This window comes from Streptomyces chumphonensis (assembly GCF_014779715.1).
In the GTDB taxonomy this organism is placed as follows: Bacteria; Actinomycetota; Actinomycetes; order Streptomycetales; family Streptomycetaceae; genus Streptomyces; species Streptomyces chumphonensis.
In genome coordinates this window covers 336,653-353,465 of record NZ_JACXYU010000004.1, presented here as the reverse complement: position 1 = coordinate 353,465, position 16,813 = coordinate 336,653, and the positions used below count along the sequence as shown (strand labels likewise).

The 16,813-nt window shown below is 74.2% G+C and carries 19 protein-coding genes; 4 read left to right on the top strand and 15 right to left on the bottom strand.

The window, feature by feature from the left end; all coding sequences use genetic code 11:
- The first annotated feature begins 59 nt into the window (after positions 1-59).
- The gene (locus IF129_RS11535) at positions 60-1,055 is read left to right on the top strand and encodes an SAM-dependent methyltransferase (RefSeq protein ID WP_191209462.1); all 996 of its coding nucleotides are present in this window, start codon (positions 60-62) and stop codon (positions 1,053-1,055) included.
- 44 nt (positions 1,056-1,099) lie between these two features.
- Here the strand turns inward: IF129_RS11535 and IF129_RS11530 are convergent, their stop codons facing one another.
- Both IF129_RS11530 and IF129_RS11525 read right to left on the bottom strand, forming a co-directional pair.
- Positions 1,100-2,470, bottom strand: a complete 1,371-nt coding sequence (locus IF129_RS11530; protein WP_318153678.1) for a PH domain-containing protein — start codon at positions 2,468-2,470, stop codon at positions 1,100-1,102.
- On the bottom strand, positions 2,467-3,111 hold the full coding sequence (locus tag IF129_RS11525; RefSeq protein WP_381479979.1) for a PH domain-containing protein: 645 nt from the start codon (positions 3,109-3,111) through the stop codon (positions 2,467-2,469). Before IF129_RS11525 ends, IF129_RS11530 begins: the two co-directional genes overlap by 4 nt.
- Positions 3,112-3,166: 55 nt before the next feature.
- Here IF129_RS11525 and IF129_RS11520 point away from each other — a divergent pair, with 55 nt between their 5' ends.
- Positions 3,167-4,309, top strand: a complete 1,143-nt coding sequence (locus tag IF129_RS11520) for an NADH-quinone oxidoreductase subunit D (protein WP_191209461.1) — start codon at positions 3,167-3,169, stop codon at positions 4,307-4,309.
- Positions 4,310-4,332: 23 nt separating this feature from the next.
- Here the strand turns inward: IF129_RS11520 and IF129_RS11515 are convergent, their stop codons facing one another.
- From IF129_RS11515 to IF129_RS11500, 4 genes are all read right to left on the bottom strand, one after another.
- Entirely contained in the window at positions 4,333-5,034 is a 702-nt protein-coding gene (locus IF129_RS11515) for a hypothetical protein (protein ID WP_191209460.1), read from the bottom strand.
- 102 nt (positions 5,035-5,136) lie between these two features.
- Positions 5,137-6,111: an ABC transporter substrate-binding protein gene (locus IF129_RS11510; RefSeq protein ID WP_191209459.1), complete on the bottom strand. Its 975-nt coding sequence runs from the start codon at positions 6,109-6,111 to the stop codon at positions 5,137-5,139.
- A 52-nt stretch (positions 6,112-6,163) separates the two neighbouring features.
- Positions 6,164-6,889: an ABC transporter permease gene (locus tag IF129_RS11505; protein ID WP_191209458.1), complete on the bottom strand. Its 726-nt coding sequence runs from the start codon at positions 6,887-6,889 to the stop codon at positions 6,164-6,166.
- Position 6,890: 1 nt separating this feature from the next.
- Positions 6,891-7,628, bottom strand: coding sequence for an ABC transporter permease (locus IF129_RS11500; RefSeq protein ID WP_191209457.1), 738 nt, complete (start codon positions 7,626-7,628; stop codon positions 6,891-6,893).
- Positions 7,629-7,699: 71 nt separating this feature from the next.
- On the opposite strand from IF129_RS11500, the gene IF129_RS11495 reads away from it, so the two are divergent.
- Positions 7,700-8,863, top strand: a complete 1,164-nt coding sequence (locus tag IF129_RS11495) for an ABC transporter ATP-binding protein (RefSeq protein ID WP_191209456.1) — start codon at positions 7,700-7,702, stop codon at positions 8,861-8,863.
- A gap of 52 nt (positions 8,864-8,915) precedes the next feature.
- Entirely contained in the window at positions 8,916-9,530 is a 615-nt protein-coding gene (locus IF129_RS11490) for a methylated-DNA--[protein]-cysteine S-methyltransferase (RefSeq protein WP_318153676.1), read from the top strand.
- Here the strand turns inward: IF129_RS11490 and IF129_RS11485 are convergent.
- From IF129_RS11485 to hpt, 9 genes are all read right to left on the bottom strand, one after another.
- Positions 9,419-10,063: a hypothetical protein gene (locus IF129_RS11485; RefSeq protein WP_191209455.1), complete on the bottom strand. Its 645-nt coding sequence runs from the start codon at positions 10,061-10,063 to the stop codon at positions 9,419-9,421. The genes IF129_RS11490 and IF129_RS11485 overlap by 112 nt on opposite strands.
- 51 nt (positions 10,064-10,114) lie before the next feature.
- Positions 10,115-10,603: a DUF3180 domain-containing protein gene (locus tag IF129_RS11480; RefSeq protein ID WP_191209454.1), complete on the bottom strand. Its 489-nt coding sequence runs from the start codon at positions 10,601-10,603 to the stop codon at positions 10,115-10,117.
- Between the two features lie 22 nt (positions 10,604-10,625).
- Entirely contained in the window at positions 10,626-11,222 is a 597-nt protein-coding gene (gene folK / locus IF129_RS11475; protein WP_191209453.1) for a 2-amino-4-hydroxy-6-hydroxymethyldihydropteridine diphosphokinase, read from the bottom strand.
- On the bottom strand, positions 11,219-11,578 hold the full coding sequence (gene folB / locus IF129_RS11470) for a dihydroneopterin aldolase (protein WP_191209452.1): 360 nt from the start codon (positions 11,576-11,578) through the stop codon (positions 11,219-11,221). The genes folK and folB overlap by 4 nt, the downstream gene beginning before the upstream one ends.
- A gap of 263 nt (positions 11,579-11,841) precedes the next feature.
- Entirely contained in the window at positions 11,842-12,357 is a 516-nt protein-coding gene (locus tag IF129_RS11465) for a nuclear transport factor 2 family protein (protein ID WP_191209451.1), read from the bottom strand.
- Positions 12,354-13,193: a dihydropteroate synthase gene (gene folP / locus IF129_RS11460; protein ID WP_318153675.1), complete on the bottom strand. Its 840-nt coding sequence runs from the start codon at positions 13,191-13,193 to the stop codon at positions 12,354-12,356. The genes IF129_RS11465 and folP overlap by 4 nt, the downstream gene beginning before the upstream one ends.
- Positions 13,194-13,293: 100 nt before the next feature.
- Positions 13,294-13,899 (bottom strand): GTP cyclohydrolase I FolE, encoded by a 606-nt coding sequence (gene folE / locus IF129_RS11455; protein ID WP_191209449.1) that lies wholly within the window; start codon positions 13,897-13,899, stop codon positions 13,294-13,296.
- A gap of 135 nt (positions 13,900-14,034) precedes the next feature.
- Positions 14,035-16,056 (bottom strand): ATP-dependent zinc metalloprotease FtsH, encoded by a 2,022-nt coding sequence (gene ftsH, locus IF129_RS11450; RefSeq protein WP_191209448.1) that lies wholly within the window; start codon positions 16,054-16,056, stop codon positions 14,035-14,037.
- A gap of 214 nt (positions 16,057-16,270) precedes the next feature.
- Positions 16,271-16,810, bottom strand: a complete 540-nt coding sequence (gene hpt, locus IF129_RS11445; protein WP_191209548.1) for a hypoxanthine phosphoribosyltransferase — start codon at positions 16,808-16,810, stop codon at positions 16,271-16,273.
- Positions 16,811-16,813 lie beyond the last annotated feature (3 nt).

The following is a 16,813-nucleotide window of genomic DNA, read 5'->3' as shown; positions in this document are numbered from 1 at the left end:
GGGCCGGTACCCGGCCTGGTGGACGGCGTCGGAACCGAAGTGGAAGGGGAGGCCCCGCGATGGGCGGCGCGAGCGATGCGGACGCGGGGTTCACGGGCTGGCGGGACGCCGCCGAGCGGGCCCTCTACGGCCCCGACGGCTTCTTCGTCCGCGAGGCGCCGGGCGCCCACTTCCGCACCTCCGTGCACGCCTCGACGCGGTACGCGGAGGCCGTCGCGGAACTCCTGCTGCGGGTGGACGCCGAGCTGGGCGGGCCGCCGGAACTCGCGCTGGTCGACGTCGGGGCGGGTCGGGGCGAACTGCTCACCGGCGTGCTGGCCGCGCTGCCGCCCGACGTGGCGGACCGGGTGCGTCCCGTCGCCGTGGAGCGGGCGGCTCGTCCGGCGGGCCTGGACCCGCGGGTGGCGTGGCGGTCCGCGCTGCCGGAAGGCGGCCTGAGCGGCCTGGTGTTCGCCAACGAGTGGCTGGACAACGTGCCCTGCGAGGTCGTCGAGGCGGACGACGGGGGGCGCTGGCGCCGGGTGGAGGTGCGCACGGACGGGGTGGAGCGGCTGGGCCCGCCGGTCTCCGGGGCGGACGCGCGGTGGCTGGACCGGTGGTGGCCCGGCCCGCCGGAGCCGGGCCACCGGGCGGAGCCGGGCGGCCCCCGGGACGCCGCGTGGCGGGCGGCCGTCCGCGTGCTGGACCGGGGGCTGGCCGTCGCCGTGGACTACGGCCATCTGCGGACGGACCGGCCGCCCTTCGGCACCCTGACCGGCTACCGCGCGGGCCGACCGGTGCTCCCGGTGCCGGACGGGTCGTGCGACCTGACGGCGCACGTCGCGCTGGACGCCTGCGCCGGGCCGCGGGCCGCGCTGCTGCCGCAGCGCACGGCGCTGGCCCGGCTGGGGGTGCGCGGCGACCGGCCGCCGCTCGCCTCGGCCTCGGCCGACCCGGCCGGGTACGTGCGGGCGCTGGTGCGGGCCGGGGAGGCGGCGGAGCTGCTCGACCCGGCCGGGCTGGGCGGGCACCTGTGGCTCGTCGAGCCGGTGGGCACGGGCGACGTGCTGCGCTGAGCGGGCCGTGCCGGTCGCGGGGCGTCCCGGGTCGGCGGGCGTGCTCAGGTCAGCCAGCGCTCCGGGCGGGCGGTGCGGCGTCCGGTGCGCGAACGTTCCGCCTGGGCGACGACGACGGCCTCGGCCTCCTCGGCGTCCCGCAGGCGGGCCACCACCGAGCCGTTCGCACCGTGGTCCACGTGGACGTCCGCCAGGCCGAGCCGCCGCTCCCACGGGCCCTGGGTGCGCCGCACGCTCTGCACCTTCGCGTGCGGCACCAGCTCCAGCACGCGCCGCAGCCGTCCGTGCCGGGTGACGAAGACGGCGTCGGTGACCCCGTGCGCGTAGCCGTGCCACCACACCGGCACCGCGAACCGCGCCCGGCGCGCCACGGGCCGGGCCGCCGCCACCGCGGCGGCCACGTCCACCCCCGGCAGCACCGTGGCCAGCACGCGGGCGGCCACCGCCCGCTCCGCGACCGGGAGCAGCAGCGTGTCGCCGCCGTTGCCCGCGACGGCCAGTTCGACGCGCACCCAGCCGCGCCGCCGCCACAGCAGCGGCTCCGAGATCCGCACGGCCTGCACCCGGCCCGGCGGCACGGTGGCGTGCTCCCGGTTCAGCAGCCCGTGGTCGACGCGGACGCCATCCGGGGACTCGGCGACCTTCCAGTCGTACTCGGACAGGTAGCGGCCCACGGTCGCCATCCACGCGCCGCCCACCATCGGCACCGCCGCCGCGAGGGCGGCGGCCGGGCTGCCGCTCGCCCACCACAGGAAGCCGGGGACCACGACGAGGGCCGCCAGGAACCCCCAACCGCTGCCCATCAGCAGCAGCGCGACGGTGAGCATGCCCGGCGGCACCCGCAGGAGCACCCGTTCCGGCGCCTCGCCCGCCTCGGGGGCCGCGTCCGGGGCGATCCCGGCGGCGCGGGCCAGCAGCTCGGCCCGCAGGGCGACGGCGTCGGCCTCGCCGAGGAACGCCAGCTCGTCCTTCTCGTTCGTCCCGACGACGTCCAGCTTCAGCTTGGCCACGCCGGCGACGCGGGCCAGCAGCGGCCGGGAGACGTCCACGGCCTGGATGCGGTCCAGCCGGATGTGGGCGACGCGGCGGAAGAGGACCCCGGTGCGGATGCGCAGCTCGGTGTCCGTCACCGCGTAGTGCGTCACCCACCACGAGACGAAGCCGTACCCGGCCGCCAGCGGCACCACGACGGCGAACGCCAGCGCCAGCCACCCGAGCGTCAGCTCCTCCGCCCAGGCCCGGGTGCGCTGGTAGTCCTGCACGGAGAAGACGACGAGCGCCGCGATGGGCGCCCAGGCCCGGCGCCACGGCGTGATGGGGTGCAGCCGCCGGCCCTCCTGCGGCGCGGCGTCCCGCTCCGGCCCGTCCGGCCTGTCCGGCCCGTCCGGCCCCTCCGGCTCCCGGTCGGTACTCACAGGCCCGCCGATCGGGCCTCGCCCAGTTCGGTGAGGCGGTCCCGCAGCCGTTCCGCCTCGGCGGGCACCAGCCCGGGGACGGCCGCGTCCGTCGTGGCGGCGGCGGTGTGCAGCTGGAGGCGGGCCAGCCCGTACCGGCGCTCCAGCGGCCCCGAGGTGACCTCGACGAGCTGCATCCGCCCGTAGGGCACGACCGTCGTCTCGCGCCACAGCACGCCCCGGCTGATCAGCAGGTCGTCGGCGCGCTCCGCGTACCGCCAGGACCGCCAGTTGCGGCCCAGCGCGTACCAGCCCCAGGCGGCGACGGCGGGCCACAGCAGCGCGGGCAGTGCCCACACCGGGCCGAGCGGCAGGGCCAGCGGCAGGGCGGTGGCGAGCGTCAGCACGCCCATGACCGTCAGGAGCACCGTGCGCCGCATGCTCAGCAGCGCCCGTTCGACGCCGCGCCACTCCTGTTCCCCGGGCTCGGAGGGGCCGTTGGTCGGCCCGTCAGCCGGCCCGGCCGTCGGCCGGGACGCCGGGGCGTCCGGTGCCGCGCCTCCCGTCGCGGTGGGGCGGGGTACGTCCTCCGGTGCGTCCGGTACGGGTGCGCCCTGCTCGGGGGGCTCCCCCGTCGGCCCGTGCTGCGCCTGCTCCTGCATGGGTCAAGGGTAGGCGGCGGCAGCGGCGCGGCGGCCCGGCTGTCAGACTTGGCCCATGACGGAGACGACAGTCGGCATCGGAGGCGCGGCCGAGAGCACCGACATGGTGCTGAACATCGGCCCCCAGCACCCGTCCACCCATGGCGTCCTGCGGCTGCGCCTGGTGCTGGACGGCGAGCGGATCAGCGCCGCCGAGCCCGTCGTCGGCCACATGCACCGGGGGGCCGAGAAGCTCTTCGAGGCACGCGACTACCGGCAGATCATCGTCCTGGCCAACCGGCACGACTGGCTGTCGGCCTTCTCCAACGAGCTGGGCGTCGTCCTCGCCGTCGAACGGATGCTCGGCATGGAGGTGCCCGAGCGGGCCGTGTGGCTGCGGACGCTCCTGGCCGAGCTCAACCGCGTGCTCAACCACCTGATGTTCCTCGGCTCCTACCCGCTGGAGCTCGGCGGCATCACGCCCATCTTCCACGCCTTCCGGGAGCGGGAGGACCTCCAGCACGTGATGGAGGAGCTGTCGGGCGGGCGGATGCACTACATGTTCAACCGCGTCGGCGGTCTCAAGGAGGACCTCCCGGCGGGCTGGACGGACCGGGCCCGCGCCGCCGTCGGAGCCCTGCGCTCCCGCATGGGCGTCTACGACGACCTGGTGCTCGGCAACGAGATCTTCCGCGCGCGCACCGAGGGCGTCGGCGTGCTGAGCCCCGCGACGGTGCACGGCTACGGCGTGAGCGGGCCCATCGCGCGCGCGTCCGGGGTCGACTTCGACCTGCGCCTCGACGAGCCCTACCTCGCCTACGGGGAGCTGCGGGACGTCCTGCGCGTGGTCACCCGGGACGGCGGGGACTGCCTGGCCCGCTTCGAGGTGCTGCTCGCCCAGACGCACAACGCCCTGGAGCTGGCCGACGCCTGCCTGGACCGGCTGGCCGAGCTGCCCCCCGGCCCCGTCAACCAGCGGCTGCCGAAGGTGCTGAAGGCCCCCGAGGGCGCGACGTACGCGTGGACGGAGAACCCGCTCGGGCTGAACGGGTACTACCTGGTCTCCAAGGGCGAGAAGACGCCGTACCGGCTGAAGCTCCGTTCGGCGTCGTTCAACAACATCCAGGCGCTCACCGAGCTGCTGCCCGGCACGCTGGTCGCCGACATGGTCGCGATCCTCGGGTCGTTCTTCTTCGTCGTCGGCGACATCGACAAGTAGACCGACACCTGGGGGCCGACGGCTCAGGAGGCGCGGGCGGCCTCACGCCGCGCGGCGGGGCGGGGGCCGCCGGAGCCGAAGTAGTCGAAGCCGTCCCCGCTGCCGCCGAGTTCCGCGCCGCCGACGTCCGCGCCGCCGACGTCCGATTCCGGGCGCGGCGCCGCCTCGGAGCGGGCGGCCAGCAGGTCGAGCGCGGCGCAGGCCCTGCGGTAGGCGTCGGGGCCCACGGCGGAGGCGGACCGGCCCGGCGGCAGCGCCTTCGCCGGTTCGGCGGCGGCGATGGCGAGCTGACGGCGGCCCTCCAGCGCCGAGGCGCGGTCGGTCTCGGCGTGGGCGTACCGGCGCAGCAGCGCGGCGTGTTCGGTGCGCAGCCGCTCGAACGTCTCCTCCGCGGCCCGCGCCTCCTCCTGCGCCGTCCGGCGCAGCGCGCGCGCCTCCTCCAGGTCCTCCTCCAGCTCGGCGCAGCGCTCCTCGACGCGCCACTCCAGGCTGCGGCGGGCGGCCTGGGCCTCGCCGAGGCGACGGCCCGCCGCGCGGTCCCAGCCGCGCAGCAGGGCCGCCGCCGCGAGGGCGGTCGCGGCGGCGCCCGTCGCGAGGACGCGCGGCAGCAGCCCGTCGGCGGCCAGCCAGGCGCCGCCCGCGCAGCTCAGCGCGGTCGCGGCGAGGGCCGCCGGGGCGAGCATCCGGTGCAGGGGTGGCGCTTGCCGGTGACGTCCTCGTGGCATGGTCCGGAATTTACCCTGCGTGGCCTTCGTCCGGGAGGGCGCGTGACGCATTGTTCTCCGAGGGTTATCGCAGCGGCACGCGCCCCGGCGGATCTTCCGGACCTACCGCAGGTTTTCGGATTCCAGGTAGGCGCGGGCGACGTCGGCGGGCTTCTGGCGCTCGGCGTCGACCTTGCGGTTCAGTTCGGTGAGGTCCTCCGTCGTCAGCACCTCGGTCAGGGAGTTGAGCGCGTCCGCGACGTCCTGGCCGCCCGCGTCCCCGGTGTTGACGACGGGGACGACGTTGTCGGCGTTCTGCAGGCCCTGGTCGTCCTCCAGGAGGACGAGGCCGAACTGCTCCAGCGTCGCGTCGGTCGTGGTGGTGAGGACCATGTCGTTCTCGCCGTCGGCCACCGACTGCTTGGCCGGTACGGTGCCGACGCCCTTGGGGTCGAGCGCGGTGACGTCGATGCCGTAGGTCTGCTCCAGGCCCGGCTGGCAGAAGGGCCGCTCGGGGCACTCGTCACCGGCGGCGAGGCGGATCTCCAGCTTCTGCTCGCCGACGTCGGTGAGGGTGCTGAGCCCGTTCTCCTCCGCGAAGTCGGCGCTCACGGCGAAGGCGTTCTGGTCGACGGCGTCGCCCGCCTCCAGCACGGTCAGCCCCCGCTGGTCGGCCAGCTTCTCCAGGGCCGCCATCGTGGCGTCCACGTCGTTGCTCGCGACCGGGTTCCCGGCCGCCTCCTCGGCGCCGTTCACCTTGGCGTTCAGGAACTCGGCCAGCGTCGCGGCGTACTCGGGGACGACGTCGATGTCGCCCTTCTCCAGGGCCGGTTCGTACAGCTCGCGGTTGGCGAGCTGCTGGACGCTGGTGTCGTACCCGGCCTCGGCGAGGACCTGGGCGTAGAGCTCGGCCATGATCTTCGACTCGGTGAACCCGGCCGACCCGATGACGAGGGCACCCTTGCCGCCGCCGTCGCCGCCGTCGCCGCCCTCCTCCTCCAGGCTCTCGCCGCCGCAGGCCGTCAGGGCGGCGGCGAGCGCGGCGGCGGCGAGGACGGCGGTGCCGCGCGGTCGGCGCGGGGTGCGGGAGGTTCTCACGGTGCTGCTCCTTCTCGTGGACGACGGTGGTGCGGCGGTGCGGCGGCGCGGGTCACGGCGTGGCCCGGTCGGCCGTGAGCGGCGGCGTCGCGCCCGTGGCCCGTGCGGCGCGGGCCCGGCCGCGCATCGGGTCGAGGAGGCGGTCGGCGAGGACGAGGACGCCCTCCACGGCGAGCGCGAGGGCGGCGACGAGCACCGCGCCCGCCACCACCTGCGGCGTGTCGTAGGTGCGGAAGCCGGCGGTGATGATGCGGCCGAGCCCGCCACCGCCGGGGAGCGCGGCCAGCGTCGCGGTCGCCACGACCTGCACGGCCGCCGAGCGGACGCCGGTCATGATCAGCGGGTAGGCGAGCGGGAGTTCGGTGCGCCACAGCAGCTGCCCGCCGGACATCCCCATGCCCCGCGATGCCTCGACGACGCCCCGGTCGGCCTCCCGCATCCCGACGTAGGCGTTGGTCAGCAGCGGCGGCACGGCGAACAGGACGAGGGCGATGACGGTGGGCCAGGCGCCGTGCCCGCCGAGCGGGGTGAGGCCGAGCAGGACCAGCACGGCGAACGTCGGGACGGCGCGGCCGACGTTGGAGAGGTTGACGGCGAGCGCGCCGCCCCGTCCGACGTGCCCCAGCCACAGCGCGACGGGCAGGGCGATGGCGCAGGCGAGCCCCAGGCAGACGCCGGTGAGGAACAGGTGCTCCCCGAGCCGCTCCCACACGCCCCCCGGACCGTTCCAGTTGGCGCCGTCCGTCAGCCAGTCCCAGGTCCCGTTCACCACGCCCATCTCAGGCCGCCCTCCCGAGCCGACGCGGCAGCGGGCCGCCGGGGAACGGCCGGCGGCGCGCGGCCCGTCCGGCGCGCGCCCAGGGCGTCAGCAGCCGTTGCAGGCCGAGCAGGGCGACGTCGAAGAGGACGGCGAGCACGACGCACAGCACGGAGGCCGTCAGCACCTCCGCCTTGAAGAAGCTGTCCATGCCGCTGTAGATGAGGTTGCCGAGCCCGCCGTAGCCCACGATGGAGCCGACGGTCGTCAGGGACACCGTCGAGACGGTGGCGATCCGCACCCCGGCCAGCACGCCGGGCAGGGCGAGCGGCAGTTCGACGCTCACGAGCATCCGCGCCGGCCCGTACCCCATGCCGCGCGCGGCCTCCCGCGTCTCCTCCGGCACGGACGCGAGTCCGGCCAGGATGTTGCGGACGAGCAGGGTGAGCGAGTAGAGCACGAGCCCGGTGACGACGACGGCCGGTGAGAGCCCGAGGAGGGGCAGGAGCAGCGCGAACATGGCCAGCGAGGGCACGGTGTAGAGGACGGTCGTCAGCCCCAGCACCGGCCCGGCCGCCGCGCGCCAGCGCCGGGCCACGAGCGCCAGCGGGAGCGCGACGAGCAGTGCGACGCCGACCGAGGTGAGGGTGATCCAGATGTGCTGCACCGTCGCGTCGGTCAACTCCGGACCGCGCGTGCGGACGTATTCCGCACAGATCCAGTCATTGGCGGACAGACAGCTTTCCGTCCCGGTCGTCATCACTCGGCGACCCTAACGCGCACGAGTGACAGAATGTCCAGCCGACGAACCGGTCGGCGAAAGGGGCGGTGATGATCCGATTCGAGCGGGTGACCAAGCGGTACCCGGACGGCACGACCGCCGTGGACGACCTGTCCCTCGACGTGGCCGAGGGCGAGCTGGTCACCCTCGTCGGCCCGTCCGGCTGCGGCAAGACCACGACGATGAAGATGGTCAACCGCCTCGTCGAGCCCACCTCCGGACGCGTCCTGCTGGACGGTGAGGACGTCGCCGCGTCCGACCCGGTGCGGCTGCGGCGGCGCATCGGCTACGTGATCCAGCAGGTCGGCCTCTTCCCGCACCGGACCGTCCTGGACAACACCGCGACGGTGCCCACGCTGCTCGGGGCCTCCAAGGCGGCGGCCCGGCGGCGCGCCGCCGAGCTCCTCGACCTCGTCGGCCTCGACCCGGCCGTCCACGGCGGGCGCTACCCCGACCAGCTCTCCGGCGGGCAGCGGCAGCGCGTCGGCGTCGCCCGCGCGCTGGCCGCCGACCCGCCCGTCCTGCTGATGGACGAGCCGTTCGGGGCCGTGGACCCGGTGGTGCGCGAGCACCTCCAGAACGAGTTCCTCCGGCTCCAGTCGGAGGTGCGCAAGACGGTGCTCTTCGTCACCCACGACATCGAGGAGGCCGTCCGGCTGGGCGACCGCATCGCCGTCTACGGCGCGGGCCGCGTCGAGCAGCTGGACTCCCCCGCCCGCATCCTCGGCGCACCCGCGACGCCCTACGTCGCGGAGTTCGTCGGCGCGGACCGGGGGCTGAAACGGCTCTCCGTCACGCCCATCGAACCCGCCGACCTGGAGCAGCCCCCCGTCGTCCACCTCGACGACCGGCTCGACCGGGCCGCCGCCCGACTGCGCGCCGACGACGCCCGCTGGGCCGTCGTCCTCGACGACCGGGACGCGCTCCACGGCTGGGTGTCGGCCGAAGCCCTGACGGACGCGGCGGACGGCGCCGCGACCGTACGCGCCCACGCCCGCCGCATGGACGCGTGGCTGCCGCTCGGGGCCTCGCTCAAGCAGGCGTTCGCGACCATGCTCCAGTACGACGCCGGCTGGGTCGCCGTCCTGGACGGCGAGCGCTTCGCCGGGGTGCTCACCCCGTCCCGGCTGCACGAGGCGCTGCGCCGCTCCGTGGCCACGGAGGACGGCGACCGGCCTCGGGACGCCGTCACCCTGGACAGCGTGCACCCATGACGGTGTCCGAAACCCGCCGGTCCACCGGCCCCGGCGGGCGCAGACTGGAGCCGTGAACACCTACGCGCACCGCACCCACACCGTCCTGGACAGCCCGGTCGGCCCGCTGACCCTGGTGGCCGAGAACGGCGTCCTGTGCGGGGTCTACATGGAGGACCAGCGGCACCGGCCGTCACGGGAGAGCTTCGGCGTGCCCGACGCCTCGGCCCTCCCCCGCGCCGTGGAGCAGCTGGAGGAGTACTTCACGGGCGCCCGGACGGCGTTCTCCCTGCCGCTCGCCCTGCACGGCACCCCGTTCCAGCGGACGGTCTGGGCCGCGCTGACGGAGATCCCCTACGGCGAGACGGTCTCCTACGGCGAGCTGGCGCGCCGCATCGGCCGTCCCAGCGCCTCCCGGGCCGTCGGCCTGGCCAACGGCCGGAACCCGGTGGGCATCGTCGTGCCCTGTCACCGCGTCGTCGGCTCGACCGGCGGCCTGACGGGCTACGGCGGCGGCCTGGAGCGCAAGCGCCACCTCCTCGACCACGAGCTGCGCACCGCCCGCGTCCGCGCCGGTCAGCCGGAGGCGGCCGTCAGCAGCCGACGCACGTCGCGCGCCGTCCGCCCCGGAGTGGACAGGAACTCGGCCACGGTGTCCTCGGCCGTCCGCTCCACCGCGTCCCGGTAGACGTCCGGGGCGACGGTCCGGCCCTCGAACTCGCCCGCCCCCACCGTCCCACCGTCGCAGGGGACGACGGCGTCCACCCCCACCGGTTCGGCCGTCCGCCCCTCCACCACCAGGGCGACCACATAGCGGTGACCGGGCTCGATCCGGGACGCGGCCTCCACGCCGGCCTCCCGCCGTCCGCCCCCGTCGGCCTCGTACCAGCCGTCGACCCGCAGCGTGACGTCCGCCGCCAGGGCGGGGGCGGCCTCACGGGACCACAGCCCCTCCGCGACCCGCGCCGTGACCGACCGCCCCCGGTAGCCGAACGCGTCCGGGCCGCCGCGCGGCTCCTCGTGCGTGACGTCGAGGACGACGACGTGGTCGGCGTGCGTCGCCCAGTCCGCCGCCGAGGCCGAGGCCCGGACGGGGTCGTACGCCCCGCGCGGGAGAAGCCGCGGGCCGGTGTCCGGGGAGGGCAGGGCCGCGTACGCGGTGACGGCGACGGTGGCGGCGGAGGTGAGTCCCAGCAGGAACCGGGTGCGTGCAGGCTGCATGCCCCTACGACCGACGGACCGCCCGCGGGGTTGCCCTCCGGCGGGCCCGGGTCACGAAACGGGGGCGGCGGACGCGGGGTCCTCGTCCTCCGGCAGACGGCAGATGTGCTGGAGCCACAGCGCGACGGCGACGACCCCGGCGGCGGCGACGACCGAGAGGCCGGCGTACAAGGCCTGGTCGCGGCGCGGGTCGACCTGGAAGAGGTCCGAGGTCAGCAGGAGGAGGCCCGTGCCGCCGTAGACCCCGGCCGCGAGCGCGCCGACGAGGGCGCTCGCCTGGCCGAAGAGCACGGCGCGGGCCGCCAGCATCGGCTCCACACCCCGCGCGCCCGGCCGCCGCTCGCGCTGGGCCTTCAGCCGGGACCGCAGCGAGAGGGCCGTGGCCAGCAGCACCGCCGCGATGCCGCCGAGGACGACCGGGGCCAGCACCGGGACGGCGGGCAGCGAGCCCAGGTTGTGCCACAGGCGCGCACCGGCCCAGGCCAGGACGCCGCTCACCAGGAAGACGCCGAGGAGAGTGCGGAGACGAAGCTGCTTCACGGGGGTCTTGGCCTCCGGCGGGCTATTCGGGCAGGACGAGGGAGACGTCGGTGCGGACGGTGACGCCCTCCCGGGGGACGCCGCGCAGCAGGTCGCCCACCCGTCCCACGCCCGGCACCTCGGCCTCCGGGTCGACGTCGTGCCAGGGCACGAGCACGAAGGCGCGCTCGTGGGCGCGCGGGTGCGGCAGGGTCAGGCCCGGGTCGCCGGAGACGACGTCTTGGTAGGCGACGATGTCGACGTCGATGGTGCGCGGGCCCCAGTGCTCGGAGCGCTCGCGCTGGAACGCCTCCTCGATCGCGTGCCCGCGCTCCAGCAGCGACGCGGGGGGCAGCGTCGTCTTGATGAGGACCACGGCGTTGAAGTACGAGGGCTGCGACTGCGGGTCCACGCCCCAGGGCTGCGTCTCGTAGACCGGCGAGACGGCCTTGACCCGGACACCCGGGGTGTCCTCCAGCGCGTCGACGGCTCCCTGGAGGGTCTCCAGGCGGTTGCCGAGGTTGCTGCCGAGGGAGATCACGGCCCGCTGGGGGTTGGCCAGCGTGGAGTCGGCGGCGTCCACCTGCCGCACCACGGAGGCCGGTACCGGCTGCACGGTGGGGTCACTGTTCGGCGTCATGAGCGGCTCCGCTTGATGGTGATGGTCACGTCGTCGAAGGGCACGGTGATGGGGGCCTCCGGCTTGTGCACGACCACCTCCACCTCCCGCACCGCGTCGTGGCTGAGGCACTGGTCCGCGATCCGCTGGGCCAGCGTCTCGATGAGGTCCACCGGCTCCCCCGTGACGATCGCGTGCACCTCCTCGGCGACGACGCCGTAGTGCACGGTCTTCGCCAGTTCGTCCCCCGCGGCGGCGGCCCGGGTGTCCACGGCCATGTCCACGTCGACGACGAAGAGCTGCCCCTCGGCGCGTTCGTGCTCGAACACCCCGTGATGCCCGCGCGCCCTCAGCCCGCGTACGGCTACCCGGTCCACGCCTGCGTCACCCCGTCCGCCTCTCTCGTCCTGCCGTTCGGTGTCGTTCGTCCGGTGATGCCGTGTCCGCCGCGGCGTGCCGGAGCACGGAGGCCCGGCGGCACCGCGTCGAATCTACCCGCGCCGACCCCGCGTCCGTGCTCGCGGGGGCCCACAGCGGGGCCGACCGGGCGCGTCTACCCCTAACCGAACGCGCGGACGCCGGTATTCCCCGCATCCACCCCTGTGGGTGACGGGCCGGTGCGTGGCCGGTCACCCGGCCGTCAGTCCGCCGGGCCGCCGGAGTGCTCCGGCCCGTCACCCCGGGCCTCCTCCTCCGGACCGCCTTCGGCGTCGTCCTCACCCGTGATGACGGGGGAGCCGTGGTGCGACCAGACGCGCCACACGCCGTCGGTGTCCCGGCGGAAGACGTTCGTGGCCACCACGAGGCCGCCGACCAGCTCCCCCGCCGACCCGTCGGCCTCGGCCGGACCGCCGCTGAGGATGTTCTCGGTGCACGTCACCAGAGCGGCGTCCCCGACGACGGAGACCTCCACCTCGGTGAGGAAGAACTGGATGTAGTCCGTGTTCGCCATGATCAGCGCGTACGACCGCAGCACCTCGCCCCGGCCGCGCAGCACCGGCCAGCCCGGGTGCACGACGCTCACGTCGCCGTCCAGCCACAGCTCGGCCAGCGCGTCGTAGTCGCCGCTCTCCACCGCGTCGTACAGCGCCGTGTTGGCCGCTTCCACCTCCTGGAGGACGGCCTCCGCGTCCTCCTCCGGCCGCCCCCCGCTCACCGGGCGGCCCGCTCGACGGCGTGCGCCACCCGGACGGCGTCGGCGCTGGCCCGGACCTCGTGCACCCGGACGGCCCACGCGCCGTCCCGCGCCGCCAGGGCGGTCACGGCCGCCGTGGCGGCGTCCCGCTCCCGGGCGGGGGGCGGCGTGGCCCCGGGCCCACCGGCCAGCACCCGGCCGAGGAAGCGCTTGCGCGAGGCGGCGACCAGCAGCGGACGGCCGAGCTCGGCGAGCTCCCCCAGCGCGGCCACCAGCGCGAGGTCGTGCTCGGCGTTCTTCGCGAAGCCCAGGCCCGGGTCGGCGACGATGCGGTCGGCGTCGATGCCGCCCGCGACGGCCCCGTCGAGCGCGGCCCGCAGCTCGTCGCACACCTCGCGCACGACGTCGCCGTAGACCGCGCGGTCGTTCATGTCGGCCGACTGCCCGCGCCAGTGCATGACGACGAACGGCACCCCGGCCTCGGCGACGACCGGCACCATGCGGGGGTCCGCCCGGCCCCCGCTGACGTCGTTGACCAGCCGCGCCCCGGCCGCGACGGCCCGCTCCGCGACGCGGGCGCGCATCGTGTCCACGCTCACCAGCACGCCCTCGCCGACGAGGCCGCGCACGACGGGCAGCACCCGCCGCAGCTCCTCCTCCTCGTCCACGCGCTGCGCTCCGGGACGGGTGGACTCGCCCCCGACGTCGACGAGGTCGGCGCCCTCGGCCGCCAGCTCCAGACCGCGTTTGACGGCGGCGGCCGGGTCGAAGAAGCGGCCGCCGTCGGAGAAGGAGTCGGGGGTGACGTTGATCACACCCATCACCGCGCAGCGGTCCCACCGCGGGAGGCCGGACACGCTTCTCCGTGGACGCCGGTTCGCACTCATGCGTCCAGCGTATGTGCTGACCCGCGGCGGTCCGCCGCACCGGGGGCGGGGGCGGCGGGGACCGCGCGGCTCAGCGGGCCATGATCAGGCTCATGGCCTCCGAGCGGGTGGCCGCGTCACGGAGCTGACCGCGCACGGCGGAGGTCAGCGTCTTGGCGCCGGGCTTGCGCACCCCGCGCATCGTCATGCACATGTGCTCGCACTCGACGACGACGATGACGCCGCGCGGTTCGAGGATGCGCATCAGCGAGTCGGCGATCTGCGTCGTCAGCCGCTCCTGCACCTGCGGGCGGCGCGCGTAGACGTCCACCAGCCGGGCCAGCTTGGACAGGCCGGTGATCTTGCCCTCGGCCGACGGGATGTAGCCGACGTGGGCGAAGCCGACGAAGGGCACCAGGTGGTGCTCGCAGGAGCTGAGCACCTCGATGTCCTTGACCAGCACCATCTCGTCGTGCCCGAGGTCGAACGTCGTCGTCAGGACGTCCTCGGGGCGCTGCCACAGCCCGGCGAATATCTCCTGGTAGGACCGGGCGACGCGGGCCGGCGTCTCGCGCAGGCCCTCCCGGTCCGGGTCCTCACCGACGGCGATGAGCAACTCGCGGACGGCGTTCTCCGCCCGCTTCTCGTCGAACTCACCGATCTCGCCGTCGCCTGCCAGCCTCACCGGGTCGGTCATGGGTCTGCCTCGTTCCTTGCCTGTGCGCGGTGCTCTCGTCCGCACCGTTCGAATACACGCACGAAAGCGTCCGCGCCCCTCAGAGTAGAACCCGAGGGGCGCGGACGGCATTCCGGGGCGGCCCGGCCGGCACGCTCAGCTCTCCGTGCGGCGCTCCGCCTCGGAGGGGGCTTCGACGGGGCCGATCTCCTTGCCCTTCTCCAGCACCGGGGCGCTGCCGTTGGTGACGGCGAGCTCCTTCGGCGTGGACACCGGCGGGCGGCTGGACGGCGTGCGCCGGGTGGATCCCGTCCACGCCGGGCGGGCCGGACGCTTGACGATGTGCCGGAAGATCTCGGCGATCTCCTCCTTGCCCAGCGTCTCCTTCTCCAGGAGCGCGAGGACCAGGTTGTCCAGCACGTCGCGGTTCTCGACCAGGATCTCCCACGCCTCGTTGTGCGCGGTCTCGATCAGCTTCTTGACCTCTTCGTCGACGAGGCCGGCGACCTCTTCGGAGTAGTCCCGCTGGTGGGCCATCTCCTTGCCGAGGAAGGGCTCGGACTGGTCGGAGCCGAACTTGATGGCGCCGAGACGTTCCGTCATGCCGTACTTGGTGACCATCGCGCGGGCCGTCGCCGTCGCCTTCTCGATGTCGTTGGCGGCGCCGGTCGTCGGGTCGTGGAAGACCAGCTCCTCGGCGGCCCGGCCGCCGAGCATGTAGGCGAGCTGGTCGAGCATCTCGTTGCGCGTGGTCGAGTACTTGTCCTCGTCGGGCAGGACCATGGTGTAGCCCAGCGCCCGGCCCCGGGACAGGATGGTGATCTTGTGCACCGGGTCGGAGTTCGGCGAGGCCGCCGCGACCAGGGCGTGACCGCCCTCGTGGTACGCGGTGATCTTCTTCTCCTTGTCGCTCATGATCCGGGTGCGCTTCTGCGGCCCGGCCACGACACGGTCGATCGCCTCGTCGAGGTACTTGTTGTCGATCATCTTCGCGTTGGAGCGGGCGGCGAGCAGCGCCGCCTCGTTCAGCACGTTGTTCAGGTCCGCACCGGTGAAGCCCGGGGTGCGGCGGGCGACGGCACCCAGGTCGACGTCCTGGGCGACCGGCTTGCCCTTCTGGTGCACCTTCAGGATCTCCAGGCGGCCCTGCATGTCCGGGCGGTCCACCGCGATCTGGCGGTCGAAGCGGCCGGGGCGCAGGAGCGCCGGGTCCAGGATGTCGGGGCGGTTGGTGGCGGCGATGAGGATGACGCCGCCCTTGACGTCGAAGCCGTCCATCTCGACGAGCAGCTGGTTCAGCGTCTGCTCGCGCTCGTCGTGCCCGCCGCCCATGCCGGCGCCGCGGTGGCGCCCGACGGCGTCGATCTCGTCGACGAAGACGATGGCCGGGGCGTTCGCCTTGGCCTGCTCGAAGAGGTCACGGACCCGGCTGGCGCCGACGCCGACGAACATCTCGACGAAGTCGGAGCCGGAGATCGAGTAGAAGGGCACGCCCGCCTCACCGGCGACGGCCCGGGCGAGCAGCGTCTTGCCGGTACCGGGCGGACCGTAGAGCAGGACGCCCTTGGGGATCTTCGCCCCGACGGCCTGGAACTTCGCCGGCTCCTGGAGGAACTCCTTGATCTCGTGGAGCTCCTCGACGGCCTCGTCCGACCCGGCCACGTCCGAGAACGTGGTCTTCGGGGTGTCCTTGGTGATGAGCTTGGCCTTCGACTTCCCGAAGTTCATCACCCGGGAGCCGCCGCCCTGCATCTGGTTCATCAGGAACAGGAAGATCACGATGATCAGCAGGAACGGCAGGAAGGAGAAGAGCATCCCGACGAACGGGCTCTGCTCCTTCGGCGAGACGGTGTAGCCCCCTTCGAGCTGACCGTCCTGGTACTTGGCCTGCAGGTCACGGGCCAGCTCGACGCCCTGGTCGCCGATGTAGCTGGCCTTGATCTTGTCGCTGTCCTCGACCTCGACGTCGTTCTTGAGCTCGAGCTCGACCGTCTGTTCGTCGCCGGTCGTCAGCTTCGCCGACTCGACCTGGTTCTCTCGGATCGCCTTGACCACTTGGCCGGTGTCAACGGTCTTGTAGCCCTCGGATGACCCGACGACCTGCATCAACACGACCACAGCGAGGACGGCCAGCACGATCCACATGACCGGCCCACGGAAGTATCGCTTCACGTCCATCCATACGAGGCGGTGACGCCCCGTCCCTCCTGCCATCGTGAGTTGAAAAGACCGACCTTCGGACGGTACCCCAGCATTGTCCCCCACCGCTCGCGGGCGTGGTAATGAGAGCCGCCCTCGCCTGCTCCAACGGAGAGGGCGGCTCCGGTGTTCCCGGCGGCCTCCACGGCGTGCTCACGGCCCACCGGGAGCGCCCGCGCGGCGGCCGACGTCCTCAGCCGCCGTAGACGTGCGGGGCGAGCGTGCCCACGAACGGCAGGTTGCGGTACTTCTCCGCGTAGTCCAGGCCGTAGCCGACGACGAACTCGTTCGGGATGTCGAACCCGACCCACTTGACGTCGATCGCGACCTTCGCGGCGTCCGGCTTGCGCAGGAGCGTGCACACGTTCAGCGACGCGGGCTCGCGCGAGCCGAGGTTCGACAGCAGCCAGGACAGCGTCAGGCCCGAGTCGATGATGTCCTCGACGATCAGGACGTGCTTGCCCTGGATGTCGGTGTCCAGGTCCTTCAGGATGCGCACCACACCGGACGACTGGGTGCCGGCGCCGTAGGAGGACACCGCCATCCAGTCCATCGTGACGGGCGTCGACAGGCACCGCGCCAGGTCCGCCATCACCATCACGGCGCCCTTGAGGACGCCGACGATGAGCAGGTCCTGCCCCGCGTACTCCCTGTCGATGAGCTCGGCCAGCTCGGCCAGCTTCGCGTCGATCTCTTCCTTGGTGACGAGCACCGACTTGAGGTCGGTGCCCATGTC

Excerpts from the sequence above, each read along its gene's own strand:
- IF129_RS11485 (WP_191209455.1), bottom strand. The coding sequence starts at position 10,063 with ATGCAGCCTGCACGCACCCGGTTCCTGCTGGGACTCACCTCCGCCGCC.
- IF129_RS11495 (WP_191209456.1), top strand. The coding sequence starts at position 7,700 with ATGATCCGATTCGAGCGGGTGACCAAGCGGTACCCGGACGGCACGACC.
- IF129_RS11525 (WP_381479979.1), bottom strand. The coding sequence starts at position 3,111 with ATGCAGGAGCAGGCGCAGCACGGGCCGACGGGGGAGCCCCCCGAGCAG.
- ftsH (WP_191209448.1), bottom strand. The coding sequence starts at position 16,056 with ATGGACGTGAAGCGATACTTCCGTGGGCCGGTCATGTGGATCGTGCTG.
- IF129_RS11515 (WP_191209460.1), bottom strand. The coding sequence starts at position 5,034 with ATGCCACGAGGACGTCACCGGCAAGCGCCACCCCTGCACCGGATGCTC.
- IF129_RS11520 (WP_191209461.1), top strand. The coding sequence starts at position 3,167 with ATGACGGAGACGACAGTCGGCATCGGAGGCGCGGCCGAGAGCACCGAC.
- folK (WP_191209453.1), bottom strand. The coding sequence starts at position 11,222 with ATGACGCCGAACAGTGACCCCACCGTGCAGCCGGTACCGGCCTCCGTG.
- IF129_RS11535 (WP_191209462.1), top strand. The coding sequence starts at position 60 with ATGGGCGGCGCGAGCGATGCGGACGCGGGGTTCACGGGCTGGCGGGAC.
- IF129_RS11505 (WP_191209458.1), bottom strand. The coding sequence starts at position 6,889 with ATGGGCGTGGTGAACGGGACCTGGGACTGGCTGACGGACGGCGCCAAC.
- hpt (WP_191209548.1), bottom strand. The coding sequence starts at position 16,810 with ATGGGCACCGACCTCAAGTCGGTGCTCGTCACCAAGGAAGAGATCGAC.
- IF129_RS11500 (WP_191209457.1), bottom strand. The coding sequence starts at position 7,628 with ATGACGACCGGGACGGAAAGCTGTCTGTCCGCCAATGACTGGATCTGT.
- folE (WP_191209449.1), bottom strand. The coding sequence starts at position 13,899 with ATGACCGACCCGGTGAGGCTGGCAGGCGACGGCGAGATCGGTGAGTTC.